This window comes from Blastococcus sp. TML/M2B (assembly GCF_016612865.1).
Taxonomy (GTDB): domain Bacteria; phylum Actinomycetota; class Actinomycetes; order Mycobacteriales; family Geodermatophilaceae; genus Blastococcus.
Genome location: NZ_JAENZZ010000001.1, coordinates 1 through 24,602, shown reverse-complemented (window position 1 = coordinate 24,602; position 24,602 = coordinate 1). Strand labels below are relative to the sequence as shown.

The 24,602-nt window shown below is 75.6% G+C and carries 28 protein-coding genes, 1 pseudogene and 1 other annotated feature; of the genes and pseudogenes, 18 read left to right on the top strand and 11 right to left on the bottom strand.

Annotated elements, in window-relative coordinates; all coding sequences use genetic code 11:
• Positions 1–11: 11 nt before the first annotated feature.
• From JKP75_RS00130 to JKP75_RS00120, 3 genes are read right to left on the bottom strand one after another with little or no spacing between them, the layout of a single operon-like run.
• The gene (locus JKP75_RS00130) at positions 12–383 is read right to left on the bottom strand and encodes a hypothetical protein (RefSeq protein ID WP_200489678.1); all 372 of its coding nucleotides are present in this window, start codon (positions 381–383) and stop codon (positions 12–14) included.
• A 3-nt stretch (positions 384–386) separates the two neighbouring features.
• On the bottom strand, positions 387–1,100 hold the full coding sequence (locus JKP75_RS00125) for a LytTR family DNA-binding domain-containing protein (RefSeq protein WP_200492657.1): 714 nt from the start codon (positions 1,098–1,100) through the stop codon (positions 387–389).
• 24 nt (positions 1,101–1,124) lie between these two features.
• Entirely contained in the window at positions 1,125–2,249 is a 1,125-nt protein-coding gene (locus JKP75_RS00120) for a histidine kinase (protein WP_200489680.1), read from the bottom strand.
• Between the two features lie 189 nt (positions 2,250–2,438).
• On the opposite strand from JKP75_RS00120, the gene JKP75_RS00115 reads away from it, so the two are divergent.
• Complete coding sequence (locus JKP75_RS00115) at positions 2,439–3,749, top strand: Rieske 2Fe-2S domain-containing protein (protein WP_200489681.1); 1,311 nt, start codon at positions 2,439–2,441, stop codon at positions 3,747–3,749.
• Here JKP75_RS00115 and JKP75_RS22245 read toward each other — a convergent pair whose 3' ends face one another.
• A complete protein-coding gene (locus JKP75_RS22245; RefSeq protein WP_255522505.1) occupies positions 3,750–3,884 on the bottom strand; it encodes a hypothetical protein in 135 nt (44 codons plus the stop codon).
• A 102-nt stretch (positions 3,885–3,986) separates the two neighbouring features.
• Here JKP75_RS22245 and JKP75_RS00110 point away from each other — a divergent pair, with 102 nt between their 5' ends.
• The 7 genes and pseudogenes from JKP75_RS00110 (at position 3,987) to JKP75_RS00085 (ending at position 11,275) form a co-directional block, all read left to right on the top strand.
• Positions 3,987–4,517, top strand: coding sequence for a copper chaperone PCu(A)C (locus JKP75_RS00110; RefSeq protein ID WP_200489682.1), 531 nt, complete (start codon positions 3,987–3,989; stop codon positions 4,515–4,517).
• A gap of 75 nt (positions 4,518–4,592) precedes the next feature.
• Positions 4,593–5,774, top strand: a complete 1,182-nt coding sequence (locus tag JKP75_RS23535; RefSeq protein ID WP_200492656.1) for a sensor histidine kinase — start codon at positions 4,593–4,595, stop codon at positions 5,772–5,774.
• The gene (locus JKP75_RS00100) at positions 5,771–6,469 is read left to right on the top strand and encodes a response regulator transcription factor (RefSeq protein ID WP_200492655.1); all 699 of its coding nucleotides are present in this window, start codon (positions 5,771–5,773) and stop codon (positions 6,467–6,469) included. Before JKP75_RS23535 ends, JKP75_RS00100 begins: the two co-directional genes overlap by 4 nt.
• A gap of 197 nt (positions 6,470–6,666) precedes the next feature.
• Positions 6,667–7,425 carry an ABC transporter ATP-binding protein gene (locus JKP75_RS00095; protein WP_200492654.1) on the top strand — a complete coding sequence of 253 codons (759 nt, stop codon included), beginning with the start codon at positions 6,667–6,669 and terminating at the stop codon, positions 7,423–7,425.
• Positions 7,426–8,157: 732 nt separating this feature from the next.
• Positions 8,158–8,538: pseudogene (locus tag JKP75_RS24240) on the top strand (FtsX-like permease family protein); the annotation flags it as partial.
• A 1,060-nt stretch (positions 8,539–9,598) separates the two neighbouring features.
• The gene (locus tag JKP75_RS24235) at positions 9,599–9,901 is read left to right on the top strand and encodes an FtsX-like permease family protein (RefSeq protein ID WP_375539228.1); all 303 of its coding nucleotides are present in this window, start codon (positions 9,599–9,601) and stop codon (positions 9,899–9,901) included.
• Positions 9,902–10,075: 174 nt separating this feature from the next.
• On the top strand, positions 10,076–11,275 hold the full coding sequence (locus tag JKP75_RS00085; RefSeq protein WP_200489685.1) for an MBL fold metallo-hydrolase: 1,200 nt from the start codon (positions 10,076–10,078) through the stop codon (positions 11,273–11,275).
• A 4-nt stretch (positions 11,276–11,279) separates the two neighbouring features.
• On the opposite strand, the gene JKP75_RS00080 is transcribed toward JKP75_RS00085, so the two are convergent.
• The 5 genes from JKP75_RS00080 to JKP75_RS00060 all read right to left on the bottom strand — a co-directional run bounded on the left by JKP75_RS00080 (position 11,280) and on the right by JKP75_RS00060 (position 15,249).
• Positions 11,280–12,008: a glycosyltransferase gene (locus JKP75_RS00080; RefSeq protein ID WP_200492652.1), complete on the bottom strand. Its 729-nt coding sequence runs from the start codon at positions 12,006–12,008 to the stop codon at positions 11,280–11,282.
• Between the two features lie 78 nt (positions 12,009–12,086).
• Positions 12,087–12,620, bottom strand: a complete 534-nt coding sequence (locus tag JKP75_RS00075) for an SAM-dependent methyltransferase (protein WP_200492651.1) — start codon at positions 12,618–12,620, stop codon at positions 12,087–12,089.
• A complete protein-coding gene (locus JKP75_RS00070; RefSeq protein WP_200489688.1) occupies positions 12,617–13,369 on the bottom strand; it encodes a PIG-L deacetylase family protein in 753 nt (250 codons plus the stop codon). Before JKP75_RS00070 ends, JKP75_RS00075 begins: the two co-directional genes overlap by 4 nt.
• On the bottom strand, positions 13,366–14,343 hold the full coding sequence (locus JKP75_RS00065) for an acyl-CoA dehydrogenase family protein (protein WP_200489689.1): 978 nt from the start codon (positions 14,341–14,343) through the stop codon (positions 13,366–13,368). The genes JKP75_RS00070 and JKP75_RS00065 overlap by 4 nt, the downstream gene beginning before the upstream one ends.
• A gap of 51 nt (positions 14,344–14,394) precedes the next feature.
• Positions 14,395–15,249, bottom strand: coding sequence for an Fpg/Nei family DNA glycosylase (locus tag JKP75_RS00060; RefSeq protein WP_200489690.1), 855 nt, complete (start codon positions 15,247–15,249; stop codon positions 14,395–14,397).
• 233 nt (positions 15,250–15,482) lie between these two features.
• Here JKP75_RS00060 and JKP75_RS00055 point away from each other — a divergent pair, with 233 nt between their 5' ends.
• Positions 15,483–16,844: a deoxyribodipyrimidine photo-lyase gene (locus JKP75_RS00055; RefSeq protein ID WP_200489691.1), complete on the top strand. Its 1,362-nt coding sequence runs from the start codon at positions 15,483–15,485 to the stop codon at positions 16,842–16,844.
• Here JKP75_RS00055 and JKP75_RS00050 read toward each other — a convergent pair whose 3' ends face one another.
• Positions 16,845–17,312, bottom strand: a complete 468-nt coding sequence (locus JKP75_RS00050; RefSeq protein ID WP_200489692.1) for a DUF309 domain-containing protein — start codon at positions 17,310–17,312, stop codon at positions 16,845–16,847. It lies immediately after the preceding gene.
• Between the two features lie 120 nt (positions 17,313–17,432).
• Here JKP75_RS00050 and JKP75_RS00045 point away from each other — a divergent pair, with 120 nt between their 5' ends.
• From JKP75_RS00045 to egtE, 5 genes are all read left to right on the top strand, one after another.
• Positions 17,433–18,251: a DUF4397 domain-containing protein gene (locus JKP75_RS00045; protein ID WP_200489693.1), complete on the top strand. Its 819-nt coding sequence runs from the start codon at positions 17,433–17,435 to the stop codon at positions 18,249–18,251.
• A gap of 258 nt (positions 18,252–18,509) precedes the next feature.
• A complete protein-coding gene (locus JKP75_RS19860) occupies positions 18,510–18,917 on the top strand; it encodes a class F sortase (RefSeq protein WP_309229369.1) in 408 nt (135 codons plus the stop codon).
• A gap of 47 nt (positions 18,918–18,964) precedes the next feature.
• Positions 18,965–19,561 (top strand): sigma-70 family RNA polymerase sigma factor, encoded by a 597-nt coding sequence (locus JKP75_RS00035; RefSeq protein ID WP_309229368.1) that lies wholly within the window; start codon positions 18,965–18,967, stop codon positions 19,559–19,561.
• Positions 19,542–20,279, top strand: coding sequence for an anti-sigma factor (locus JKP75_RS00030; protein WP_200489696.1), 738 nt, complete (start codon positions 19,542–19,544; stop codon positions 20,277–20,279). Before JKP75_RS00035 ends, JKP75_RS00030 begins: the two co-directional genes overlap by 20 nt.
• 30 nt (positions 20,280–20,309) lie before the next feature.
• Positions 20,310–21,446 (top strand): ergothioneine biosynthesis PLP-dependent enzyme EgtE, encoded by a 1,137-nt coding sequence (gene egtE, locus JKP75_RS00025; protein WP_200491261.1) that lies wholly within the window; start codon positions 20,310–20,312, stop codon positions 21,444–21,446.
• Between the two features lie 36 nt (positions 21,447–21,482).
• Here the strand turns inward: egtE and JKP75_RS00020 are convergent, their stop codons facing one another.
• Positions 21,483–21,791: a DUF4333 domain-containing protein gene (locus tag JKP75_RS00020; RefSeq protein ID WP_200489697.1), complete on the bottom strand. Its 309-nt coding sequence runs from the start codon at positions 21,789–21,791 to the stop codon at positions 21,483–21,485.
• 159 nt (positions 21,792–21,950) lie between these two features.
• Between JKP75_RS00020 and JKP75_RS00015 the strand changes: the two genes are divergently transcribed.
• Genes JKP75_RS00015 through JKP75_RS00005 form a run of 4 tightly spaced genes read left to right on the top strand, consistent with a single transcriptional unit; the run spans position 21,951 to position 23,752 of the window.
• A complete protein-coding gene (locus JKP75_RS00015) occupies positions 21,951–22,313 on the top strand; it encodes a GntR family transcriptional regulator (RefSeq protein WP_200489698.1) in 363 nt (120 codons plus the stop codon).
• Positions 22,310–22,525, top strand: coding sequence for an ATP-binding cassette domain-containing protein (locus JKP75_RS19855; protein WP_242472717.1), 216 nt, complete (start codon positions 22,310–22,312; stop codon positions 22,523–22,525). The genes JKP75_RS00015 and JKP75_RS19855 overlap by 4 nt, the downstream gene beginning before the upstream one ends.
• A gap of 16 nt (positions 22,526–22,541) precedes the next feature.
• A complete protein-coding gene (locus JKP75_RS00010; RefSeq protein ID WP_242472715.1) occupies positions 22,542–23,060 on the top strand; it encodes a hypothetical protein in 519 nt (172 codons plus the stop codon).
• A complete protein-coding gene (locus JKP75_RS00005) occupies positions 23,057–23,752 on the top strand; it encodes a hypothetical protein (RefSeq protein WP_200489700.1) in 696 nt (231 codons plus the stop codon). Before JKP75_RS00010 ends, JKP75_RS00005 begins: the two co-directional genes overlap by 4 nt.
• Before the next feature lie 283 nt (positions 23,753–24,035).
• Positions 24,036–24,602: a sequence feature (most likely nonfunctional fraction of RNA operon), on the bottom strand.

Genomic DNA, 24,602 nt, shown 5'->3' with positions numbered 1-24,602 from the left:
CGCCGGCCGGGTCACGAGCGGTCCAGCACGTCGGTGAACGCCCGCTCGTTGCGCTCGGCGGCGCGGACGTAGAGCCAGCCCACCAGCAGCAGGAACGGGTAGGCGGCGAAGGCCAGCAGGAACCACGGCAGCGGCACGGCCAGCACCTCGACGTCGGAGAGGTCGGGGACCAGCCAGAACAGCAGCGGGATGCCGCCGACGAAGACCGCGAGGGCGGTGAGCGCGAGCAGCGCCAGCCGCAGCTGGGAGCGCACCAGCGAGGACATGTAGACCTCGCCGAGCCGGGTCTGGGCGTCGATCTCGCGGGCCGGCGGCACCCGCTGCGCGCGGGCGGCGCTGGTGCGCGGGCTGGTGACCCGCACGCGGCGGGCGGTCTCCGACACCGGTCACCCCCTGCCCGCGGTGCCGGGGCGGGCGCGGCGCACCAGCAGGTCGCGCAGCTCCCGGGTGTGCCGCCGGCTCACGCCCAGGTGCGTGCCGCCGACGACGACGGTGCACCGCCCGCCGTCCATCCGGACCTCCTGCACGTGCTGGAGCGCCACCAGCAGCGAGCGGTGGATGCGGACGAAGCCGGCGTCCTTCCACTCCTCCTCCAGGGTGGTCAGCGGCACCCGCACCAGGTGGCTGCCCGCGGCGGTGTGCAGCCGGGCGTAGTCGCCCTGCGCCTCGACGTAGCCGACGCTGGACCGGGGCACGAAGCGGGTCACCCCGCCGAGCTCGACGGCGATGTCGTCGTCCGCCACCGGGGGGACGCCGGCCCGCGCGCCCACGACCCGGCGGACCGCCTCGCCGAGCCGGGCCTCGCGCACCGGCTTGAGCACGTAGTCGACCGCCCCGAGCTCGAAGGCGTCGACGGCGGAGTCGTCGTGGGCGGTCACGAAGACCACCGGCGGCGGCGTCCGGAACCGGGAGAGCACCCGCGCCAGGTCGACGCCGCTGAGCCCGGGCATCCGGATGTCGAGGAAGACGGCGTCCACCCCGCGCTCCTGCAGCAGCCGCAGCGCCTCGGTCGCCGAGTCGCAGGTCAGCACGGCCTCGATCCGCTCGTCCCGCTCGAGCAGCCAGCGCAGCTCCTCCAACGCCGGTCGCTCGTCGTCCATCCACCAGGACGGTCAGCCGCTCGCTCACGGGTGCACCCCCGGCGCGAACTTCGGCACCCGCACGCTCACCTTCGTCCCCACCCCCGGCGCGGTCTCGACGACGAGGCCGTAGTCGTCGCCGAACGCGGTGCGCAGCCGCGCGTCGACGTTGCCCAGGCCCACCGAGTCCACCGACACGTCACCGGCGAGCGCGCGGCGGACCTTCTCCGGATCCTCCCCGACGCCGTCGTCCTCCACCGAGATCAGGCACTCCCCGCCCCGGTCGGTGGCGATGATCGTGACGGTGCCGGTACCCGGCTTGTGCTCCAGCCCGTGCCGCACGGCGTTCTCCACCAGCGGCTGCAGGCACAGGAACGGCACCGCGACGGGCAGCACCTCCTGCGCCACCCGCAGCGTCACCTGCAGCCGATCGCCGAACCGCGCCTTCTCCAGCACCAGGTAACGCTCGATCGAGCGCAGCTCCTCGGCCAGCGTCGTGTACTCGCCGTGCCGGCTGAACGAGTAGCGGGTGAAGTCGGCGAACTCCAGCAGCAGCTCGCGGGCCTGCTCCGGGTCGGTGCGCACGAACGAGGCGATCGCGGTCAGCGAGTTGTAGATGAAGTGCGGGCTGATCTGCGCCCGCAGCGCCCGCACCTCGGCCTCCATGAGCCGGGTGCGGGAGGCGTCGAGCTCGGCGAGCTCCAGGTTCCCCGACACCCAGTGCGCCACCTCGGCCACCGCGCGGACCAGCCCCGCCGACGCCGAGGGGGTGAAGGCCTGCAGCGTGCCGACCACCCGGTCCTCGACCACCAGCGGGCTGACCACCACCTGCCGCAGCCCGCACCCGGGGTCGTCGCACGGGAAGTCGGCCCGGTCGCGGACCACCGTGCCCCCGGACTCGAGGACGGCGGCCGCCAGCGCGGCGGTGTCCCGCTCGTGGTGCCCGGAGCGGCCGTCCCAGGCCAGCGTCGCCACCGTGTCGGTGAGCGCGACCGCCGGCACCCCGAGCAGATCGCGCAGGTGCCGGCTCGCGCGCTCCGCCGACCCGCTGGTCAGGCCCTGGCGCAGCTCCGGCGCGGTGAGCGAGGCCGAGTGGAGGGTCCGGAACGTGGCGTGCTCGGCCTCGGTCCCGAGGTGGCCGCGGCGCAACCAGCGCAGTGCATCCCGCATGGCAGTCGGGGCGGTGCCCCAGCCTCCCTCCGCGAGCCGTGCCCGGCTGCTCCTGCCGGACCACGGACACGCGACCGTAGATCGTGAGAGCTGGCTCACACCAGCTCCTCGGTCGGCGGTTCCCCGGAACGTGCGCACCACGCCGCACGGGCGTAACCGCCGGGAAACCGGCCCCTGCTGCACTGCGGCATGCGTACGAGCGGAGAGAGCGCGGCCGGCTGGTTCCCGGTCGCCCGCGCCGACGAGGTGGGGACGACGCCGCTGCCGGTGAGCGCCGGGGGCCGGGCCTGGGTCGTCGTGCGGCTGCGCCACGGCGGGGAGGTGAGCGCGTTCCCCGCCCGGTGCCCGCACCGGCTGGTCCCGCTGGCGACGGCGGCGGTCGTCGACGGGCGGCTGCAGTGCGCGGCGCACGGCTGGCGGTTCGACGGCGAGGGCCGCTGCGCGGAGATCCCGTCGCTCGGGGCGGGGGGCACGCCGCCACCCCGGGCCGACCTCGCGGGCCCGTGGGCCGTGGAGGAGCGGGCCGGCTGGGTGTGGCTCGCCCCCGACCGGACGGCGCACCGCGCACCGGCCCGGCCCGGAGGCGTGCCCGCCGTCGAGCCGCGGCGCGAGCCGCCCGCCCCGGTGGGCCCGGTGTTCGGGAACCTCGACCCCTCGCTGGAGCACGCCTGGCACCCGGTGGCGCTGTCGACCGAGCTGCGCGACGGCGGCTGGCTGCAGGTCCGCCTCCTCGGCCGCACCTGGACGCTCTCCCGCCGAGCCGACCGGCTGGCCGCCGAGCCCCCGGCGGCCGGCGTCCGCGAGCGGCTCGGGCTGCTCTGGCTGGCACCGGCCGAGCCGCACGACGTCCCGCTCGAGGTGCCCGAGGCCGGCGACCGGTCCTTCGTGGCCGGGTGGCTGCCGCCCCTGCGCTCCCCCGGGCCGGCCGGGCCGCTCGCCGACACGTTCCTCGACGCGACGCACGGGCCGTTCGTGCACCCCTCGACCCTGGCCGCGCTGCCGGAGACAGGCCCGTACGAGCTGGTCCGCGAGCCCGGCGGCTTCCGCAGCGTGCAGGAGCAGGAGGTGGACAACCCGGTCGACCCGGGCGTCGCGACCGGCGAGCGCCCGCTGCGTCAGCGCCGGCGCACGACCTACGTGCACCGTGCGCCGTTCCAGCTGCGGCTCCGGCAGGAGTTCCTCGACTCGGGGGCGACGACGACCCTGCTCTACCTGCTCCAGCCCGAGGACGCCGACTCCACCCGGATCTACGTCCGGCTCATGCTCGCGGCCGGCCCGGGGCAGCGGTTGCCCGCGCCGGCCACCGTCGTCGAGCAGGTGGCACTGCAGCAGCAGGTGCTGGAGGAGGACATCCGCTCCCAGGCGGCCCTGCTGCTGCCCGGGCTGCCGCTGGACCCGCGCGACGAGGTGCACGTACCCGCCGACGCGCGCGGCGTCGCGTTGCGGCAGGCGCTCTGCGACTTCCTGGTCGCGGGCCGGCGGGGCCGGCTGGCCGCCTGATCAGTCGGCGGGCAGCAGCGCGCCGCACTCGGCGCAGCGCGTCGGCGGGTCCTCCTCGGCCAGCCGGCCGCACTCGGGGCACACCCGGCGCAGCCAGCAGGCCGGGTCGCCGCCCTCGTCGTCCGGTCCGGTCATGCGCGCTCCTGACGATCCCGTTGCGGTCCGGTGACACCGCAGTCGTCCCGTGCGCGCCCGGGTACCCCTCCCTCGCCCGTTCCAGACGAGAGGAAGTGCTCCATGCCAGCGCACACCCGCGCCGCGGCCGCGCTGCTCGCGGTCGGCCTGCCGCTGACCGCCTGCAGCGAGGCCACCCCGCTCGACGTCCCCGGCGAGGAGGTGCGCGGTGGCGCCGTCGGTCCCGACGCCGACGTCACCGACGACCTCGGACTGCGCCAGGTGCAGCTCGCGTGGCCGGCCGACGGTGTCTACACGCCCGGGGAGGACGCCGAGCTGTACCTGGCCGTCACCAACACCGGCAACCGCCCGGCGGAGCTGGTCGAGGTCCGGGGACCGGACTTCGACGACGCCGAGCTCCCGGGCGACGGCACGCTCACCGTCGACCAGCAGGACACGGTGTACGTCGGCGCCGAGGGCGCGCCGTCGATCGTCCTCGAGGACCTCGACCGCTCGCTGCGCTCGTCGCAGTCGATCCCGGTCACCTTCGTGTTCGAGGACGCCGGCACGGTGACCGTCGACGTGATGGTGGCCGCCGAGGGCCAGGAGGTCCGGCCGTTCGACTTCGCCGACCCCGCCGAGGACCCCACCTGATCAGACCAGGGGTGGAGACACTGTTCCCTCCTGAGGACGACGAGACCGCTCCCGGCGCTGCCTAGGCTCGACGCCGTGGAGAACCCCCTCGACCGCCCGGGCGACCGGGTGCGCCGGCACCCGTTCGCGGTCGACGCGGCGTTCGCGGGCGCGGTGTGGTTCTTCGCCGTCCTGCTGCCGGTGGACGCCTACTGGCAGTCGCGGGGCACGGCCCTCCTCGTCGGCACCTTCCTGGTGGTCCCGCTCGCCTGGCGCCGCCGCGCCCCGGTCGCGGCCGGCGCGGCCGTGGTGGCCGTCGGGCTGCTGGAGCTGGTGCTCTCCCCGGACTTCCTGGCCGCCAACGTCGCGGTGCTGATGATGATCTACGCGCTGGCCGCCTACGCGCCGCGCTGGGCCGCCTCGGCCGGGATCGGTGCCGGACTCGTGGGGGCCCTGCTCGCCTCCCTGCGGTACTGGAACTACGACATGACGACGTCGTTCGTCCCCGTGGCACTGGCGATCGGGGTCTCCGTCGTCGCCGCGTGGGCGCTGGGCAACCTGCGGCGGGCCCGGCTGGAGCAGGTGGCCGCCCTCGAGGAGCGGGCGCAGCTGCTCGAGCTGGAGCGGGACCAGGAGATGCGGCTGGCCGCCACCACCGAGCGGGCGCGGATCGCCCGAGAGCTGCACGACGTCGTCGCCCACTCGCTGTCGGTGGTCATCGCCCAGGCCGACGGCGGTCGCTACGCGGGACGGACCGATCCGTCCGCCGCCACCGACGCCCTGGAGGCGATCGCCGCCACCGGCCGCCAGGCGCTCACCGACATGCGCTCGCTGCTCGGCGTGCTGCGCGAGGGCGGCGGCGAGGAGTACGCCCCGCAGCCCGACGTCGCCGCCATCCCCGCCCTGGTCGAGGACGTGCGGGCCAGCGGCCTGGACGTCGACCTGATCGTGGAGGGCGAGCCGCAGCCGCTGCCGGCCGGCCCGCAGCTGGCGGCCTACCGGATCGTCCAGGAGTCCCTGACCAACGTGCTCAAGCACGCCGGCCCCGCGTCGCGGGCGTGGGTGCGGCTGCAGTGGCGGCCCGACGCGCTCGAGCTCTCCGTGCTGGACGACGGCCGGGGCGCGTCGGCGGCGATGGTGTCCTCCGACGGCGACGGGCAGGGGCTGCGCGGCATGGCGGAGCGCGCCCGGCTGCACCGCGGGCGGCTCGAGGCCGGGCCGCGGCACGGCGGCGGGTTCGGCGTGCACGCCGCGCTGCCCTACGGTGCGGGGCGATGAGCGCACCGATCCGGGTCGTCGTCGTCGACGACCAGCAGATGGTCCGCGCCGGCTTCCGCATGGTCATCGACAGCCAGCCCGACCTCACCGTGGTCGGCGAGGCCGGCGACGGCGGCAGCGCGGTCCGGCTGCTCCGGGAGACCGCGGCCGACGTCGTCCTCATGGACATCCGCATGCCCGGCACCGACGGCATCGAGGCGACCCGGCAGGTCACCGCGCTGCCCGAGGGGCCGCGGGTCGTCGTCCTCACCACGTTCGACCTCGACGAGTACGTCGTCGCCGCGATCGGCGCCGGGGCCAGCGGCTTCCTGCTCAAGGACGCCCCGCCCGAGGAGATGCTCGCGGCGGTGCGCACCGTGCACGCCGGCGACTCGGTGATCGCGGCGTCCTCCACCCGGCGGCTGCTGCAGCACGTCGCGCCGATGCTGCGCGGCGCCCCGGCGTCCGCGCCGGGCGGGGGCGACGCCGCCGCCCTGGCCGAGCTCACCCCGCGCGAGCGGGAGGTGCTGGTGCAGATGGCGCTGGGTGCCTCCAACACCGAGATCGCGCAGACCTTCGTGGTCAGCGAGGCGACGGTCAAGACCCACGTCGGGCGGGTGCTGCACAAGACCGGCTCCCGCGACCGCGTGCAGGCCGTCGTCCTCGCCTACCGGACCGGCCTCGTGCAGCCGGCCGACCTCCTCCGCGACGCCTGACGCGCTCCCCCTCTCCGCTTCCGGTACCGGAAGTCCCGGGCTCCGCCCTGGGGATGACGGCGGGGTCCGCCCTGGGGAGCACCGGGGGCGACCGGGAGATGGCCCTGCGCTCCGACGCGGGGGGACGGCGCGGCGCGGGAGCGTGATCACCGTTGCCGCATCCCCCGCACCGGAGGTCCGAAGTGTCCGTTCCCGTCATGACCGTTCCCGGCGAGCCGCGCTCGGCCGGCACGAGCGCCGCCGTCCGCGCCACCGGGCTGCGCAAGACCTACGGCAGCGGCGAGACGGCGGTGCACGCGCTCGCGGGCGTCGACGTCGCCTTCGCCGCGGGTGAGTTCACCGCGATCATGGGGCCGTCGGGCTCGGGCAAGTCCACGCTCATGCACTGCCTGGCGGGTCTGGACACCGCCACCACCGGCGAGGTGTGGCTCGGCGACACCGCGCTGACCAGCCTGCGCGACGACCAGCTGACCACGCTGCGCCGCAAGCGGATCGGCTTCGTCTTCCAGGCGTTCAACCTGCTGCCGGTGCTCGACGCCCGCGAGAACATCGTGCTGCCCATGCAGCTGGGCGGGCTGCGGCCCGACCCGGCGTGGTTCGACGCCGTCATCGCCCGGCTCGGGCTGCGCGAGCGCCTGGGCCACCGCCCGCACGAGCTCTCCGGCGGCCAGCAGCAGCGGGTCGCCATCGCGCGGGCGCTGCTGCCCCGGCCCGACGTCGTCTTCGCCGACGAGCCCACCGGCAACCTGGACTCCCGCTCGGGCGCGGAGGTGCTCGGCCTGCTGCGCTCCAGCGTCAAGGAGACCGGCCAGACCGTCGTCATGGTCACCCACGACCCGTCCGCGGCCGCCTACGCCGACCGCGCGGTCCTCCTCGCCGACGGCCGGCTGGCCGGCGACCTCGCGGACCCCACCGCCGAGTCGGTGCTCGACGCGCTGCGCGGGCTGGGGGCCTGACCCCGATGCGCTCCGTCGTCCTCGCCCAGCTGCGCACCCACGCGGCCCGGCTGATCGCCTCCACGCTCGCCGTCGTCATCGCCGTCGGCTTCGTCGTGGCCACCCTGGTCCTCAACGAGACCTCCCGCAGCACCGTCCTGGACAGCGTCGGCGCCCGGTACGTCGACGCCGCCTGCCGTCGTCAGCACGACCTGGGACCGGCCCTTCACCGACGACGACGTCGCAGCGGTCGCCGCGCTCGCCCCGGTCGGCGCCGTCGCCCCGAGCTACGAGGTAGGCGTCCAGGCCGCCCTCCCGGGGCGTCCGGGCGCCCAGTACGTGTCCGTGGAGTCCATCGCCGACGCGCCGCAGCTGCGCTGGCAGGAGCTGAGCGCCGGCCGGCTGCCCGCGGGCGACGGCGAGATCGCCGTCAGCGAGCGCGCCCGCGCCGAGGTCGGCGACGTCGTGTCCGTCTCCACGTACGACGGGGACGGCGAGCCGTCCGAGTCGGAGGCCACCGTCACCGGCATCGTCGACCTGCGGGGCGACCCCGAGGCCGGGCTCTACGCCCGGGGGTTCGTCACCGAGGAGCAGGCGCGCGCGTGGGGTGCGACCGACGTGATCGTCCTGCGCGTCGCCGCCGGCCCGGGCTTCTCCGCCGACCAGGTCTTCGACGAGGTCGCGACCGCCGCCCCCGACGGCACCGTCGTACGTACCGGGGAGGAGCAGGCCGAGAAGGCCGCCGCCGACCTGATGGGCAGCTCCACCGCGCTGGCCGCCGTGCTGCTCGTGTTCGGCACCGTCGCCGTGGTGGTCGCCGGGCTGGTCATCGCCAACACCTTCGCCGTGCTGCTCGCCCAGCGGACCCGTGAGCTGGCGCTGCTGCGCTGCGTCGGCGCCACGGCCCGCCAGGTCCGCCGCAGCGTGCTGGGCGAGGCGCTGGCCACCGGGCTGGTGTCCTCGGTCGTCGGCGTCGTCCTGGGCATCGGGCTGGCCGCGGGGGTCTCCGCGCTGGTCGGCAGCAACTCGGCCATCCCGCTGTCCGGCGTGGCCGTGCCCCTCTACGCGGTGCTGACCGGGACCGGCGTCGGCACCGTCGTCACCGTGCTCGCCGCGCTCGCCCCGGCGCGCGCCGCGACGAAGGTCGCGCCACTGGCCGCGCTGCGCCCGGTCGACGCCGCGCCGCTGCGCTCCCGCCCGGGCCTGCTGCGGCTGATCGCGGGCCTGCTGCTGCTGGTCCCCGGCGCCGGGCTGCTGGCCGCCGGCGTGCTCACCGCGTCGGTGCTGGTCGCGCTGCCCGGCGGGGTGCTCAGCTTCCTCGGCGTCGTGCTGCTCGCCCAGCGCGCCGTTCCGCCGGTCGTCGCGGCCGCGGGCCGGCTGGCCGGCCGGTTCGGCGGCGTGCCCGCCCGGCTGGCCGCGGGGAACGCCACCCGCAACCCCCGTCGGACGGCGGCGACGGCCACCGCGCTGCTCATCGGCGTGACGCTGACCAGCGCGTTCGTCGTCGGCGCGGCGTCGACCAAGGCCACCGCGCAGGAGGCCCTGGACGCCGAGTTCCCCACCGACGTCGTCGTGCAGAGCTACGACGCGGAACTGGAGCCGTCGGTGGCCCGCGCGCTCGCCGACCTCGACGGCGTGGACCGCGCCGCCACGGTCATCGGTGGCAGCGTCACGGGGCCCGACGGCGAGGAGGTGTTCGTGCAGGGGGTCGACCCGGCCGAGGCCACCACGGTGCTGCGGTCCACCGACAAGGTGGACCTGCCCTCGACCGGCGTCGCGGTGCTGCCGGAGTGGGCGTCCGACGCCTGGACGGTGCAGGACGGCGCGCCGGTCACCTTCGAGGTCGACGGCGCGAAGGTCACCCTGCAGGCGCAGCTCACGACGCTCGACCAGCCGCTGCTCCTGGAGGCCGACGCGCTGCGCTCGCTGGTCCCGGACGCCGGCACCGCCGAGCTGTGGCTGCTGCTGGACGCCGCCGATCCCGACGCGCAGACCGGCACCGTCGACGACGTCACCGACCTGGTGGCCGAGCGGGACCCGGAGGCGCAGGTCACCGGCATCGTCACCATGCGCGCCGAGCTCGACGAGGTGCTGGACATCCTGCTGCTCGTCGTCACCGGGCTGCTCGCCGTCGCCGTGGTCATCGCGCTGATCGGGGTGGGCAACACCCTCGCGCTGTCGGTGGTGGAGCGGCGTGCAGGAGAACGGCCTGCTCCGCGCGCTGGGGCTCACCCGCCGGCAGCTGCGCGGGCTGCTCGCCTGGGAGTCGGTGCTCGTGGCCGGCGTCGCCGCGGTGCTGGGCGTGCTCATCGGCGGCGCCTACGGGCTGACCGGCGTCGCGTCGGTGCTCGGCGAGCAGGGGGAGATCGTGCTCGACGTCCCGTGGCTGCAGGTGGCCGCGATCGTCGTCGTCGCCACGCTGGCCGGGCTGCTCGCCTCGGTGCTGCCGGCCCGCACGGCCGCCCGCACCTCCCCGGTGGCCGCCATCGCCGCCTGACCCCTGGGCCTCCCGGCCACGATCAGGTGACCTGATCGTCGAGCGTCCTCCCTCAGCGCGCACCACGAGGGAGGACGCTCGCCGGTGAGGGAGGACGCCGCCCCCGCCCCGCCCCCCGTGTGAGGTTGCACGTGGAACCTCCGCCGCCCCGCCCGCGGCTGGGACACTGGACCCGTGCCCCTCCTCCGCCGTGCCGCCGTCACCGCCGCCGTCCTCGCCGGTCCGGTGGGCTGGCTGACCGCCGCCGCCTGGGGCCTGCCGACGGCGCTCGGCGCGCACCGCCGCCGGCTGCGCCCGGTGGTCGCCGGCTCGCCGCACTTCTCCGACGGCGCGTTCCGCAACACCCTGCCCACGCCCGCCCTCGCGCCCGCCAACACCCGCGACGGCCTGCTCCGGCAGTGGCACGAGGAGCGGCACGTCGGGCTGCCCGGCGGCCCGATCCCGCTGGTGCACGCCGAGCTCCCGGCCGAGGCCGCCGAGCTCGCCGTCACCTGGTTCGGCCACGCCAGCGCGCTGCTGGAGGTCGACGGGCGCCGGGTGCTGGTCGACCCGGTGTGGGGCCACCGCGTCTCGCCGTCCCCGGTCTTCGGGCCGACCCGCCTGCACGAGCCGCCGGTGCCGCTGGAGGAGCTGCCCCCGGTCGACGCCGTCCTGATCTCGCACGACCACTACGACCACCTCGACCTGCCCACGGTCCGGGCGCTGCTGCGCACCCAGACGGCGCCGTTCGTCGTCCCCCTCGGCATCGGCGAGCACCTGCGCACCTGGAACGTGCCCGAGGAGCGGATCGTCGAGCTCGACTGGGACGGCGTGCACGAGGTCGCCGGGCTGACGCTCACCTGCACCGAGGCCCGCCACTTCTCCGGCCGCTACCTGCACCGCAACACCACGCTGTGGGCGTCGTGGGCGATCGCCGGCCCGCGGCACCGCGTGTTCTTCGGCGGCGACACCGGCTACACGCCCGCCTTCGCCGCGATCGGCGCGCGACTGGGCCCCTTCGACCTCACGCTGCTGCCGGTCGGCGCCTACAACGACGCCTGGCACGCCATCCACATGGACCCCGAGGAGGCCGTCCGGGCGCACGGCGACCTCGGCGGGGCGGTGCTGCTGCCCATCCACTGGGCCACCTTCAACCTGGCGTTCCACCGCTGGGCCGAGCCGGTGCAGCGGCTGCTCGCCGCCGCCGGCCCGCGGGAGGTCGCCGTCGTCGTCCCCCGGCCCGGCGAGCGGGTCGACGTCCTCGCCCCGCCCCCGCTGCGGGACTGGTGGACGGCGGTCGGCTCGGCCGCCGACGGGCATGGCGACGCCGCCGGGGTGGGCAGCTCCGTGCTGGCCCGGACGCTCACGAGGCTCACCGCGCTCCTGCCGGGCTGACCGGTCACCCGGTCGCCGCGTCGGTGGCCAGCCGGTCCAGGTCGGTGCCGAAGCCACCCTCCGCGCGCGGGGCACGGCGCGACGAGGTGGCCACCGGGCTCACCGGGGTGCGGAGCACGACCCGTCCGGCCCCCACCAGGGCCTCGACCAGCGCCACGTCCTCGGAGACCGCCAGCGGCGGAAAGCCCCCGGCGGCGCAGTAGGCGCTGCCCCTCACCCCGAGGTTGGCGCCGTGCACGTGCGGGTGCGCGACGAGCCCCGCGCCCTGCCAGGCGTCGTAGGCGGCCAGGAAGCGCTCCGGCACGTGCCCGGGGAGGCCGGACCAGTCCGTCACCTCCACGGTGCCGACGACGGCGTCGACCCCCGACCGCGCCGCGGCCCGCTGGTGCACCAGCCAGTCGCCGGGCACCCGGCTGTCCGCGTCGGTGCACGCCAGCCAGACGCGGTCGTCGGCCAGGCCGCGGGCGGCCGCCTCGTCCAGCACGGCCACCATCCCGGCGTGCCGCGCGGCGCCGACGTTGCCCGCGTCGGTGACCACGACGCGGGCGCCGGCCGCGCGGGCGATCGCGGCGGTGCCGTCGGTGCACCGGTCGGCGACGACGACCACCAGCACCCGCACGCCCGCCGCCTCCGGCTGCCGCGCGGCCAGCGCCAGCGCGTCCAGGCAGGCCGGCAGCAGCAGCGCCTCGTCCCGGGCCGGCACCACCACGCCGATCAGGACCGGGTCGCTCACCAGAGGTCCTCGGCCGCGGCCACCGAGGCGGCCCGGAGGTCCGCGGCCGGTGCCCGCACCCAGCAGTCGAGCAGGAAGTCAGGCTCCTCGTGTCCCGGCGACGACGGGCCAGTCCAGGCCGGCACGCAGGGCGGCGTGCACCGCGTCGCCGGTCTGCGGGTAGCCGGCCACCTCGTGCCGCCAGTGCACGGCCAGCAGGGTGCCACCCGGCCGCACCGCGGCGCGCACCTGGCCGAGCAGCAGGTCGAGGTCGGCGGGGTCGAGGTAGTAGAGGACCTCGGAGAGCACGAGCAGGTCGACGGCGGGCAGCGCGTCGCCGGGGACCGCCCGGTGCTCGACGGTGACGCCCGGGAGGTCCGCCACGCGGCGGCCGGCGCGCTGCACGGCGGCGACGCTGGCGTCCCAGCCGGTCAGCCGGTCGCACCGGGACGCCAGCGCGGCGGTCAGCTCCCCCACCGAGCAGCCGACCTCCAGCCCCTCGAGGTAGCGCTCGCGCGGCAGCACCGCCGTCGTGAGGGCGTACTTGCGCCGCTCGTACCAGCGAGTACGCATCGACCAGGGGTCGTCGGCGTCGGCGTACATGCCGTCGAAGAAGGACGCGGGGAGGGTCATCTCCAGAGCACCTCGTGCGGTCGGCCGAAGTGCGCCAGGAACTCCGGGAGCAGGACGACGGCGTCCGCCGGGTCGGGACCCAGGGGAGCGATCTGCGTGGTGAAGCAGTCGATCGCGGTGCTCTTGGCGGCCCGCACCGCGCGCGGCAGCGCCACCTGGTGGGCACTATCCCAGGGGACCCGAGGATCGCCGGGGGCCGCCCAGTGCCAGGTCCACACCGGGTACTGCCAGACGGGCAGGCCCCGCCGGGAGCCGGCCACCACCGCGGCACGGCCGACCGCGTCGTGGTCGGGGTGCCCGTCCCCGCTCCAGGTGGTGAGGACGGCGTCGGCCCCCTCGAATGCGGCCGTCAGCGCGTCGACGAGCTCGGTCTCGTGCGCGGCGACGGCGCTGTCGGGCAGCCCCAGCCGGGTCGTCCGCGCGTCGCCCAGCCCGAGCGCGGCGAGCGCTCGTCCGGACTCGTCGACGCGGGCCCTGGCCAGGTCGGCCGGTGCCCTCACCGCGCTGCCGGGGTGGCTGGCCTCGCCGTCGGTGACCGCGACCAGGTGCACCCGCACGCCGGCGGCGGCGAGCAGCGCCATCGTCCCGCCGACGCCGAGCACCTCGTCGTCCGGGTGGGCGGCGCACACCGCCACCTCGCGCCATGCGGGGTCCCACGTCCACGCGGGCCAGGAGCGCCCCGGCAGCCACCCGGCCCAGGCCCCTTCCGGCGTGGCGTCGGGGCGGTGACCGGCCGCGGGGACGGTCACGAGCCGGCGCGCAGCAGGTCGGCCAGCACCGCGAGGTCGCGCTGCCCGTGGTGCTGGCGCAGGTAGACGGCCAGGTCCGCGGCGTGCGCCGCGTAGCGCGCGTCGTGGGCGGCCGGGCCGGCGCCGAGCGCCCCGGCGACCGTCTCGAGCACCTCGGTCCCGGCCCGCGCGACCAGGCCGCGCACCCGGTGCGCCCGCCGCGCGGCGGTGCCCGCGCCGTCCGCCGGATCGGCGTCGATCTCGGCGGCGGCGACGGCGAGCGCGGCCTCCATCCCGGACAGCAGGACGTCGACGGCGCCCCAGGCCGCGTCCCGGTACGGATCGGGCGAGGCGGCCACCACCGCCTCGAGGACCGCGGCGACGCCGGCCGCGCCGCCGGCCCACACCGCCGCCACCCCGATGCCGCCGTGCCAGAAGCCGGGCCGGTCCAGGTAGGCGCGCGGGCCGCCGATCTCCGACGCCGGGACGTCGTCCAGCAGCACGTCGGCGGTGTCGCTGCCGGCCATGCCGGGGGCGGCCCACCGGCCGGGTGCCGGGGCGACACCGGGCGAGGAGAGGTCGACGAGGAACAGCCGCCGCCCGTCGTCGGCGTGCGCGGTGACCAGGGCCGCGGTGCACACCCGCGCCCCCGAGCACCACTGCTTGCGCCCGTCGAGGCGCCAGCCGCCGGGGCCCCGGCGGGCAGTCACCCGGCCCGAGGGCGGCTCGGCGGCCCAGACGCCGAGGCGCTCCCCGCTCGTCACGGGCGGGCCGCCCAGCTCGGCGAGGACGGCCACGGCATCGGCGTGCCCCTCGGCGAGGCGGGCGAGGGGCAGGTCGGCGGCGCCCAGGTCGCGGAGGGCCCGCCAGCGCCCGGCCGTGTCGCCCGACCCCGGGAGCGGCAGGGACCAGCCGCCGTCGATCAGCGCCACGAAGGCCCCGGCCGTGGCCGCGACGGCCTCCTCGGACGACGCGGGGAGGGCGGCGGCGGTCACCGGGCACTGCTACCCCCGTCGTCGCCGCCTTCACGCATCGGGTCGGCGGCGTCAGCGCAGGAGCTTGGACATCCGCCGGTCGGCCAGCGGCTTGCCGCCGGTCTGGCAGGTGGGGCAGTACTGCAGCGAGGTGTCGGCGAAGCTGACCTCGCGCACCGTGTCGCCGCAGACGGGGCACGGCAGCCCGGTGCGCGCGTGCACCTGCAACCCGGAGCGCTTCTCGCCCTTCATCGTCGCCGCGCGCTGCCCGACCTGGCGTTCGAGCGCGTCGGTGAGCGTGGCGTGCACGGCATCGTGGAGACGGACCAGTTCGTCGTCCTTGAGCTTGTCGGCGCCCTTGAACGGCGAGAGCCGCGCGGCGTGCAGGATCTCGTCGGAGTAGGCGTTGCCGATCCCGGAGAGCAGCGTCTGATCGGTGAGCGCGCCCTTGAGCTGCCCCGACCGGCCGGCCATGAGGGCGGCGAAGGTCTCCCGGTCCACCTCGAGCGCATCGGGACCCAGCCGGGCGATGCCCGGCACCTCGGCCGGCGTGCGGACGACGTAGATCGCCAGCCCCTTGCGGGTGCCCTGCTCGGTGAGGTCGAACCCGTTCCCGTCATCGAGGTGCACGCGCAGGGCGAGCGGGCCCTTGCCCGGCTTGGGCGGCGCCGCCGGCAGGTTCTCCCGCCAGTGCAGCCACCCGGCCCGCGCCAGGTGGACGACGAGGTGCAGCCCGGAGACGTCGAGGTCGAGGAACTTGCCGTGCCGCGAGGCACCGGTGATCTCCAGCCCGCCGAGCGCGGACAGCGGCGGGTCGAAGGTCTTGATCGCCTGCACGGCGGCCAGGTCGGCGCGGGTCAGGACCCGGCCGACGGCGTTCGCGCGCAGGAAGGCGGCCAGCGCCTCCACCTCGGGCAACTCGGGCATCCCGCCATGATCGCCCGGATGTGCGCGCTCCGCCGTCGCCCGGTGCGCGGTTCGTGCACATACCGCCCCATCGGAGGACGACGGACGACGGTTCGTGCACATACCGCCCCATCGGAGGACGACGGACGACGGTTCGTGCACATACCGCCCCATCGGAGGACGACGGACGACGGTTCGTGCACGACACGCCGTTCGGGAAGCGGGTGGCGCACGACCTTCCTACGCTCGGCCGGGTGCCGACCTCGCTGCTGTGGTTCCGCCGGGACCTGCGGCTGCACGACCACCCCGCGCTGCTGGCCGCCCGCGACGCGGCGGGCCCGGACGGCGACGTCGTCCCCGTGTTCGTGTTCGACGACCGGCTGTGGGGGCCCTCCGGCGAGCCGCGCCGCCGGTTCCTGCTCGACTGCCTGGCCGCGCTGGACGCCGACCTCGACGGCGCGCTGGTGCTCCGCTCCGGGGACCCGGCCCGCGTCCTCCCGCAGCTGGCCCGCGAGGCCGGCGCGACCACCGTGCACGTCAGCGCCGACACCGGCCCCTACGGGCGGCAGCGCGACGCCGCCGTCGAGGGCGCGCTGGACGACGTCGGGCTGGTGCGCACCGGCTCGCCGTACCTGGTCACCCCCGGCCGGGTCACCAAGCGGGACGGCTCCCCGTTCCAGGTCTTCTCCCCCTTCGCCCGCGCGTGGCGGGAACACGGCTGGCGCGCGCCGGCCGGCCCGCCCGAGGGCGTCCGCTGGCGCACCGGCGTCCGCTCGGACGACCCGCCACCAGCACCGGAGACCACCGCCGACCTGCCGGACGCCGGCGAGCGGGCCGCGCTCGACGCCTGGGCGCGGTTCCGCGACGAGCGGCTCGGCGGCTACGCCGAGGGCCGCAACCTGCCCGGCACGAACGGCACCAGCCGGATGTCGGCCTACCTCAAGTACGGCTGCATCCACCCGCGCACGCTCGCCGCCGACCTGGCCGGCGAGCAGTCGGAGTCCGCGCGGCGCTACACCGACGAACTGGCCTGGCGGGACTTCTACGCCGACGTCCTGTGGCACCGCCCCGAGTCGGCCCGGGAGTACCTCAAGCCGGAGTTGCGTGCGATGGGCTACGACAGCGGCCCGGACGCCGAGGAGCTGGTGCGCGCCTGGCAGACCGGCCGCACCGGCTTCCCGATCGTCGACGCCGGCATGCGGCAGCTGCTCGGCGAGGCCTACGTGCACAACCGGGTGCGGATGATCGTCGCCTCGTTCCTGGTCAAGGACCTGCACCAGGAGTGGACGCTCGGCGCCCGGCACTTCATGCGGCACCTGGTCGACGGTGACCTCGCCAGCAACAACCACGGCTGGCAGTGGGTCGCCGGCACCGGCACCGACGCCTCGCCCTACTACCGCGTCTTCAACCCGATCACCCAGGGCAAGAAGTTCGACCCCGACGGCAGCTACGTGAAGCGGTGGGTGCCGGAGCTCCGCGACCTCGAGCCGAAGCACGTGCACGAGCCGTGGACGGCGCCCGGCGGCATCCCGGCCGGCTATCCCGAGCCGGTGGTCGACCACGCGCACGAACGGCAGGTCGCCCTCGACCGCTACGCCCGCGTCCGCGCCGGCTGATCAGCCGCGCAGGCGGGGCGCGGCGACGGCGGCGTCGCGCACGCCCGAGGGATCGGCAGCCAGGGCCCGGCCCCAGCCCACCAGACCGTCGACGTCGATCCCGTGCGGCGGCGCCCCGGCATAGGGGACGACGTTGCCGACGCCGCGCTCCAGCAGCGTCGTCGCGCCCCGGGCGTTGCCGCGCGCGGCGTGGGTGAGCCCGACGGCCAGCTGCGCCAGCCCGCGCCACAGCTGCCGCTCCTCCGGGACGGCGGACTTCCACGCGTCCTCGAGCACCTCGTGCGCGTGGAACGGGCGCCCGGCGTCGAGCAGCTCCTGCGCCTCGGCGAGCGCGACCAGCGGCTCTCGCACGATCCCCTCCGGCGCCCGCGGCTCGCCCACGGCGTCGTGCGGCAGCGGCCGGCCCAGCGCGTCCCGCGGGCGGGCGTTGCGGGCACGGCCCTCGGCGTCCCGGTCGCGGCTGGTCACGCGCCCATCCTGCACCCGACCGGGGGAACAGAAGAAGTTTCGCTCTCAACTGCATCCGGATCCCGGAGGGCCCGGGAAGTAGCGCATGACAGGCACCACCCCCCTCTGGAAGGACGATCCATGAGCACCCTGCGCACCCTCGGCAGCGCCGCCGGCGCGGCTGCCGTCGTCGGCGGTCTGGTCCTCGTCGCCACCCCGGCGACCGCGGCCGACACGGCCACCGTCTCGATCCTGCACGGCGTCCCGAACACCCCCGTCGACGTCTACGCCAACGGCGAGCGGCTGATCGACGACTTCCAGCCCGGCACCCTCACCGACCCGCTGACCCTCCCGGCGGGCGCCTACGACCTGGCCCTGTTCCCGGCCGACGCCCCCGACGGCTCCGGCGAGCCGCTGCTCAAGGCCGACGACGTCGCCGTCCCGGCCGGTGCGAACGCCACCGTGGTCGCCCACCTCAAGGAGGACGGCAGCCCGACGCTGACGCCGTTCGTCAACGACACCTCCGCCGTCCCGGCCGGCCAGGCCCGCGTGACCGTGCGGCACACCGCCGCCGCGCCCGCCGTCGACGTGCGCGCCGGTGGCACCCCGGTCGTCGAGGGCCTGACCAACCCCGACGAGGCCACCCTGACCGCGCCGGCCAGCACGATCACCGCCGATGTCGTGCTCGCGGGCACCGACACCGTCGCCATCGGCCCGGCCGACCTGACCCTGGCCGAGGGCACCTCGACCATCGTGTACGCCTGGGGCAACGGTGAGGCCGGCTACGACCTCGCCGTCCAGACCATCGACGGCATGCACTCGATGCCCGCCGGTGTCCCCGGTGGCTCGGCCGGCCTGGCCGACCAGGACAGCTCGCTGCCGGCGGTCGCCGCGCTCTCGGTGGCCGGCCTCGCCGTCGCCGGCGCCGGTGCCCTCCGCGTCGCCCGCAACCGCGGCTGACCGGGTAGATCCGATGCGACCCGCCGCCGCCTCCGCCGTCCTGGGCCTCGCCCTGGCCGTCGGCGCCCCCACCGCCTGGGCGCTGACCCGGCCGGAGGCGGCGGCGGGCATCCCCGTGGAGCAGGCCCTCCCCGCGCCGGCCGCCCCCGCCGGCGCGGGGGCCTGCCCGCCCTCCCGACGGTCACCGCCCGGGACGCCGCCCCCGCCGCGGCCCGCACCGCCCCCGCACCGGTCCGCGTCAGCGCGCCGGCGTGGGGCGTGGACGCCCCCGTCGACGCCGTCGGCATCGCCGCCGACGGCCAGATGGAGCTCCCCGAGGACGTCGCGCGGGTCGGCTGGTACCGGTTCGGACCGGAGCCCGGTGCCGAGGGCTCCGCGGTGATCGCCGGCCACGTCGACGACCGGGAGCAGGGCGCGGGAGCGCTGTACCCGCTCCAGGACGCCGCGGTCGGCGACGAGGTCGCCGTCACCGACGCCGCCGGCGCGGTGACCCGCTGGCGGGTCGTCTCCCGCGAGGTCATCACCAAGCAGGCGCTGCCGCTGGACCGGCTGTTCGCCCGCGAGGGCGCGCCGCGGCTCACCCTGATCACCTGCGGCGGGCCGTTCCTGCCGGAGTTCCGCAGCTACCGCGACAACGTCGTCGTGGTGGCGGAGCCGATCCCGTGAGCGGGGCGCTGGCCCTGCGGGAGCCGATCATGGGTAGCGTTCAGGCCGTGGGACACGTACCGGGGACGCGCAGCGTCGTCGACCCGGACGACGCGGAGATCGGCCGCCGCTTCGCCGCGGGTGAGGAGCAGGCGCTGGCCTGGGCCTACGAGCAGTGGGCCGGGCAGGTGCACGGCATGGCCGTGCGCGCCTTCGGCCCCGGCCCGGACGCCGAGGACGTGACCCAGCAGGTGTTCGTCGCCGCCTGGACCGGCCGCGCCCGCTACCGCCCGGACGACTCGCCCCTGCCGGCCTGGCTCGTGGGCATCTGCCGGCACAAGATCGCCGACGCCTGGGCCAAGCGGGACAAGCAGCGCCGCGAGGCCGAGGCCGCCATGACCGAGGCGCAGGCCCGGCCCGGCGGCCCGGTGACCGCCGGCGTCGACGCCGCCGCCACCGACCGCGTGCTGCTGCTCGACGAGCTGGACCACCTCGGCCAGCCGCAGCGCGGCATCATCGAGCTCGCGTTCTTCGAGGACCTCACCCACGCGCAGATCGCCGAACGGACCGGCCTGCCGCTGGGCACGATCAAGAGCCACATCCGGCGCACACTGGAGCGCCTGCGGACCCGGTTGGAGGTGGACGGTGCAGCACTGCACGCCTGAGCAGCTGGCCCTCGCTGCCCTCCGGGAGACCCTGCCGGCCAACGAGGACGCCCATCTCGCCTCCTGCGGCTCCTGCCGCGCCGAGGTGACCGCGCTGCGTCGCGCCCCCGAGCTGCTCGCCGTCCCGCACCTCGCCGCTCCGGTCGACGACGTCCCGCCACCCCCGCAGGTCTGGCAGGCCATCGCCGCCGCGACCGGCGTGACCGCCACCCCCGCGGACCACTCGCCCGTCCGGGCCGCGCCGGCGACCCCGGCCGCGGACCCGGGGGGCACCGTGGTGCCGTTCCGCTCCCGCCGGCGACCGGTCCTGCTGACGGCGGCCGCCGTCGTCGCGGGTGCCGTGGTCGGTGCCGGTGCCGTCACCGCTGTGCAGTCGACGGGGGAGGACGGCGACTCCGTCACCAGCGTGGCGCTGGACCTGCTGCCCGAGGCCTCCGGCACCGCGGACGTCGTCGTCCGGGGCGACGGGTCGCGCGTGCTCCAGGTGGACCTGGACGCCCCGGCCCTCGAGGACGCGTACTACGAGGTGTGGGTGATCGACCGGTCCGTGCAGGGCATGCTCCCGCTCGGCGTCGTCACCCCGGGCACGCAGACGGTGGAGCTGCCCGACGGCCTCGACCTGTCCGAGTACCCGCTGGTCGACGTCTCGGTGGAGCCGCTGGACGGCGACCCCACCCACTCGGGCGTCTCGGTGGCTCGAGGGGATCTCGACGCCTGACCGGGCGGCTCGCCTAGCGTTGCCCCCGTGATGTCCTCGCCCGCCGGCTCCCTCCCGCACGACGACCTCGCCGCCGGCTGGCGGAAGGCGCGCCCGCGCCCCGCCGGACGGCACCTGGACAGCGCCGCCAGCGGCCGGCAGGGCTCCCGGGCGCTGGAGGCCGCGGCGCACCACGCGCGGCACGAGGCCGAGCTGGGCGGGTACGTCGCCCAGGCGGCCGCGGAGAACCTGCTGCAGCAGGGCCGCTCGGTGCTGGGCGGGCTGGTCGGCATGGCCGCCGCCGACGTCGCCTTCGTGGAGTCCGCGCGCGGGGCGCTCGCCGCCCTCCTCACCGGCTGGCGGCTGCCCGCCGGCACCAGGGTCGCCTGCCTGCCCGGGGAGTACGCGCCGAACATCGGGCTGCTGGGCGCTTACGCGCTGCGGCCCGAGCCGCTGCCGGTCGACGACCTCGGCCGCGCCGACCTCGAGGCCCTGGAGCGGCAGCTGGGCGCCGACCCGCCCCGCTTCGTGCACCTGGACCACGTCCCCAGCCACCGCGGGGTCCGGCAGCCGGCCGCGGAGATCGCCGCGCTGTGCCGCGCCGCGGGGGTGCCGCTGGTGCTCGACGCCGCGCAGGCGCTCGGCCACGTGGACACCGACGTGGGCGCCGACGTCGTCTACGGGACGTCGCGGAAGTGGCTGGCCGGCCCCCGCGGCGTCGGCGTGCTCGCCGCCCGGCCCGCGATCGCCGCGCAGCTGACGCCGGTGATGCCCGGCGCCGACGACCTGCCGCCGATGCGCGCCTTCGAGAGCGGCGAGGGGCACATCGCCGGGCGGATCGGGCTGATCGTCGCCGTCGGCGAGCACCTGGCCGCCGGCCCGGACCGGGTCCGCGAACGGCTGGCCGGGATCGGCCGGCACACCCGCGAGCTGCTCGACGGCCGGGGTGGCTGGACGGTGGTCGAGCCGGTGGACGAGCCGACGGCCACCACCACGCTGCGCCCGCCGGACGGGGTCGACGTCGTCGCCACCCGGGCACGCCTGCTGGCCGACCACGGGATCGTGGTCAGCGCCCTGGGCCGCGAGCGCGCACCGGGGGAGATGACCGGCCCCGTGCTCCGCGTCTCCCCGCACCTGGACGTCACGGTCGAGGACCTCGAGGCCCTGGCCGCCGCTCTCCCCGGCTAGGCCTCCCCGGGCCGGGCGGCCCCGGCTGGTCCTGGGCTAGTCGTCCTGGGGCTCGTCGTCCACCGTGACGCCGAGCTTCGTGTCGCCGTCGGTCGAGGTGACGGTGACCGTGACGCCGTACGTGGTGGGGTCGTCGCCGGCGGTCAGGGTGCACCGCGTCGACGCGCCCTCCTCCTTGTCGAGGGCGTCCGGGCACTCGATGTCCGGGCGGGTCCCGACCTCCCCCTCGAGCGCATCCTCGGCCGTCTCGGCGACCTGGTCCGAGGAGAGCGTCCCGACCCCGCAGGCGGACAGCACTGCCAGCGTCCCGCCCGCCACGAGGGTGAACAGCAGGCGACGGGCCACGGGGTCCTCCAGGGGTGTGCACGGGTGTTGCGGCGACCCTAGTGCGCGCCCGCCCCGACCCCTCCGGAGCCACCTACCTTGCGGAACCGCTCCCATCGCTTCTATGGTTCGTTACATGAGTAATGAACCCAGGGACCAGGCGTCCCGCGGGGTCGGCTCGTGAACGAGGAGGCCGGACCCATCTTCCGGCAGGTCGCGGCCGAGATCGAGAACGCGATCGTCGACGGCTCCCTCGCCGAGGAGAGCCAGGCCCCCTCGTCCAACGAGCTGGCCGCCTTCCACCGGATCAACCCCGCGACGGCGGCCAAGGGCCTGAACCAGCTGGTCGCCGACGGGGTCCTCTCCAAGAGACGAGGAGTCGGGATGTTCGTCGCCCCGGGCGCACGCGAGCAGCTGCTCAAGCGCCGGCGGACCGAGTTCGCCGACCAGTACGTCCGCCCGCTGCTGACCGAGGCGCAGAAGCTCGGCATCAGCACCGCGGAGCTCACCGCCATGCTGACCACCCCGGAGGACCCGCGATGACCGCGCCCCGCACCACGGCGGTGGCCACCGTCGACGACGTCACCATGCGCTTCCGCGGGCACACCGCCCTGGACGCCGTCACGACCGCCGTCGAGCAGGACTCGATCACCGGCCTGCTCGGCCGCAACGGCGCCGGCAAGACCACGATGATGCAGCTGCTCACGCAGCCTCGCTGCTGCGCGACTTCGACCTGCCCGTCAAGCGGCCGGTGAAGAAGCTCTCCCGGGGATGACCTCGGCGGTCGGCATCATCATCGGGCTGGCCTCGCGCGCCCCGTTCACCCTCTTCGACGAGCCCTACCTGGGGCTGGACGCCGTCGCCCGGCAGCTGTTCTACGACCGACTGCTCGCCGACTACGCGGAGCACCCGCGCACGATCATGCTCTCGACGCACCTCATCGAGGAGATCGCGCCGCTGCTCGAGCGGGTGCTGCTCATCGACCGCGGCAGGGTCCTGCTCGACGCCGACACCGAGTCGCTCCGGGGCAGCGCCGTCACGGTCACCGGCCCGGTGGGCGCGGTGCAGGCCTTCGCCCGGCAGCACGACCCGCTGCACACGGAGACCCTGGCCGGCTCCAGCCGGGCGGTCGTCCGGATCGGCGGAGCCGCCGACCGCCGCGCGGCCGCCGAGCAGGGACTCACCGTCGAGCCCACCAGCCTGCAGCAGCTCGTGGTCGCGATGAGCCTGCAGACGCCCGCCACGCGCGCACCCATCCACCCCGTCGACCTCGAGGAGGTCTCCTCGTGAACCGCGTCCTCCGCGCCGGCCGCATGCACCTCGTCCACCCCCTGGTGATCCTCGGGATCCCCTGGCTGGTCGTGGGGATCAGCTTCGCGATCAACGTGGCGGTCTGGCACCTGACGCCAGCCGGCGAGGACGACGGCGGCTTCTCCGGCGGCATCCTGGCGCTCTACATCACCGTGCTGGTGGTCTACGTCCAGGCGGTGACCCAGCTGCTCCCCTTCTCGATGGGCATCAGCCTGAGCCGGCGCACGTTCTACCTCGGGACGGCGCTCGTGGCCGCGGCCCAGGCCCTGCTCTACGGCCTGTCGATCGCCGTCCTCGTGGCGATCGAGAACGCGACCGACGGCTGGGGCGCAGGACTGAGCTTCTGGGCACCGGGGGTCTTCGAGGTGGACGACGTGTTCCTGCAGATCCTCGCGTCGGGGGCTCCGATGCTGGCGTTCATGTCCGTGGGCATCGGGATCGGCATCGTGCACCAGCGGTGGGGTCAGACCGGCACCTGGGGCTTGATGATCGGCACGCTCGTCTTCTTCGGCGGCCTGGCGATCCTGATCAGCCTCCTAGAGGCGTGGCGGACGGTCGGCGACTGGTTCGCCGACCAGTCGACGCTCGCGCTCACCGCCGGCCTGCCGCTCGCCATCGCCGCCGTCGTGGCGCTGATCTCCTACCCCGGCATCCGCCGCGTCGTGCCGTAGCCGGACGTCACCGCACTCTCGAGCCCTCGTTCCGTCACCGTGACGGAACGAGGGCTCGCCACTGCGCCACGCGCGCAGCACGCGCTGTACCGAAAGCCCCCTCCCAGCCGGGACTTCATGTACCGAAAGCCCCTGGCGGCCGGGACTTTCTGTACCGAAAGTCCGCTGGCGGCCGGGACTTTCTGTACCGAAAGTCCCCTTCCGGCCCGAACGTGGTGCAGGGGTTTCCGGGGGACGACGAAGGGGCCCCAGCACGGATGCTGGGGCCCCTTCGGGAATGGTTGTCCGGCGGCGTCCTACTCTCCCACCCCGTCTCCAGGGCAGTACCATCGGCGCTGAGAGGCTTAGCTTTCCGGGTTCGGAATGTTGCCGGGCGTTTCCCTCTCGCCATGGCCGCCGTAACTCTGTGAACTTCGAGGTGCCAAACCATCCCGTCGATATGGACTCTTGGGGAAGATCAGCCTGTTATCCCCGGGGTACCTTTTATCCGTTGAGCGACACCGCTTCCACATGCCGGTGCCGGGTCACTAGTCCCAGCTTTCGCTCCTGCTCGACCCGTCGGTCTCACAGTCAAGCTCCCTTGTGCACTTGCACTCGACACCTGATTGCCAACCAGGCTAAGGTACCTTTGGGCGCCTCCGTTACATTTTGGGAGGCAACCGCCCCAGTTAAACTACCCACCTGACACTGTCCCTGATCCGGATCACGGACCGAAGTTAGACATCCAATTCGACCAGAGTGGTATTTCAACGATGACTCCACGAACACTGGCGTGCCCTCTTCCCACGGACCAACCTCGCCTACGCAAGCCGAACCGAACACCAATATCAAGCTATAGTAAGGTCCCGGG

What these genes read in the sequence shown, in the direction of transcription:
- JKP75_RS00125 (WP_200492657.1), bottom strand. Translation starts at nt 1,100, where the DNA reads ATGGACGACGAGCGACCGGCGTTGGAGGAGCTGCGCTGGCTGCTCGAG.
- JKP75_RS00120 (WP_200489680.1), bottom strand. Translation starts at nt 2,249, where the DNA reads ATGCGGGATGCACTGCGCTGGTTGCGCCGCGGCCACCTCGGGACCGAG.
- JKP75_RS00115 (WP_200489681.1), top strand. Translation starts at nt 2,439, where the DNA reads ATGCGTACGAGCGGAGAGAGCGCGGCCGGCTGGTTCCCGGTCGCCCGC.
- JKP75_RS22245 (WP_255522505.1), bottom strand. Translation starts at nt 3,884, where the DNA reads ATGACCGGACCGGACGACGAGGGCGGCGACCCGGCCTGCTGGCTGCGC.
- JKP75_RS00110 (WP_200489682.1), top strand. Translation starts at nt 3,987, where the DNA reads ATGCCAGCGCACACCCGCGCCGCGGCCGCGCTGCTCGCGGTCGGCCTG.
- JKP75_RS00100 (WP_200492655.1), top strand. Translation starts at nt 5,771, where the DNA reads ATGAGCGCACCGATCCGGGTCGTCGTCGTCGACGACCAGCAGATGGTC.
- JKP75_RS00095 (WP_200492654.1), top strand. Translation starts at nt 6,667, where the DNA reads ATGACCGTTCCCGGCGAGCCGCGCTCGGCCGGCACGAGCGCCGCCGTC.
- JKP75_RS00075 (WP_200492651.1), bottom strand. Translation starts at nt 12,620, where the DNA reads ATGACCCTCCCCGCGTCCTTCTTCGACGGCATGTACGCCGACGCCGAC.
- JKP75_RS00060 (WP_200489690.1), bottom strand. Translation starts at nt 15,249, where the DNA reads ATGCCCGAGTTGCCCGAGGTGGAGGCGCTGGCCGCCTTCCTGCGCGCG.
- JKP75_RS00045 (WP_200489693.1), top strand. Translation starts at nt 17,433, where the DNA reads ATGAGCACCCTGCGCACCCTCGGCAGCGCCGCCGGCGCGGCTGCCGTC.
- egtE (WP_200491261.1), top strand. Translation starts at nt 20,310, where the DNA reads ATGTCCTCGCCCGCCGGCTCCCTCCCGCACGACGACCTCGCCGCCGGC.
- JKP75_RS19855 (WP_242472717.1), top strand. Translation starts at nt 22,310, where the DNA reads ATGACCGCGCCCCGCACCACGGCGGTGGCCACCGTCGACGACGTCACC.
- JKP75_RS00010 (WP_242472715.1), top strand. Translation starts at nt 22,542, where the DNA reads ATGACCTCGGCGGTCGGCATCATCATCGGGCTGGCCTCGCGCGCCCCG.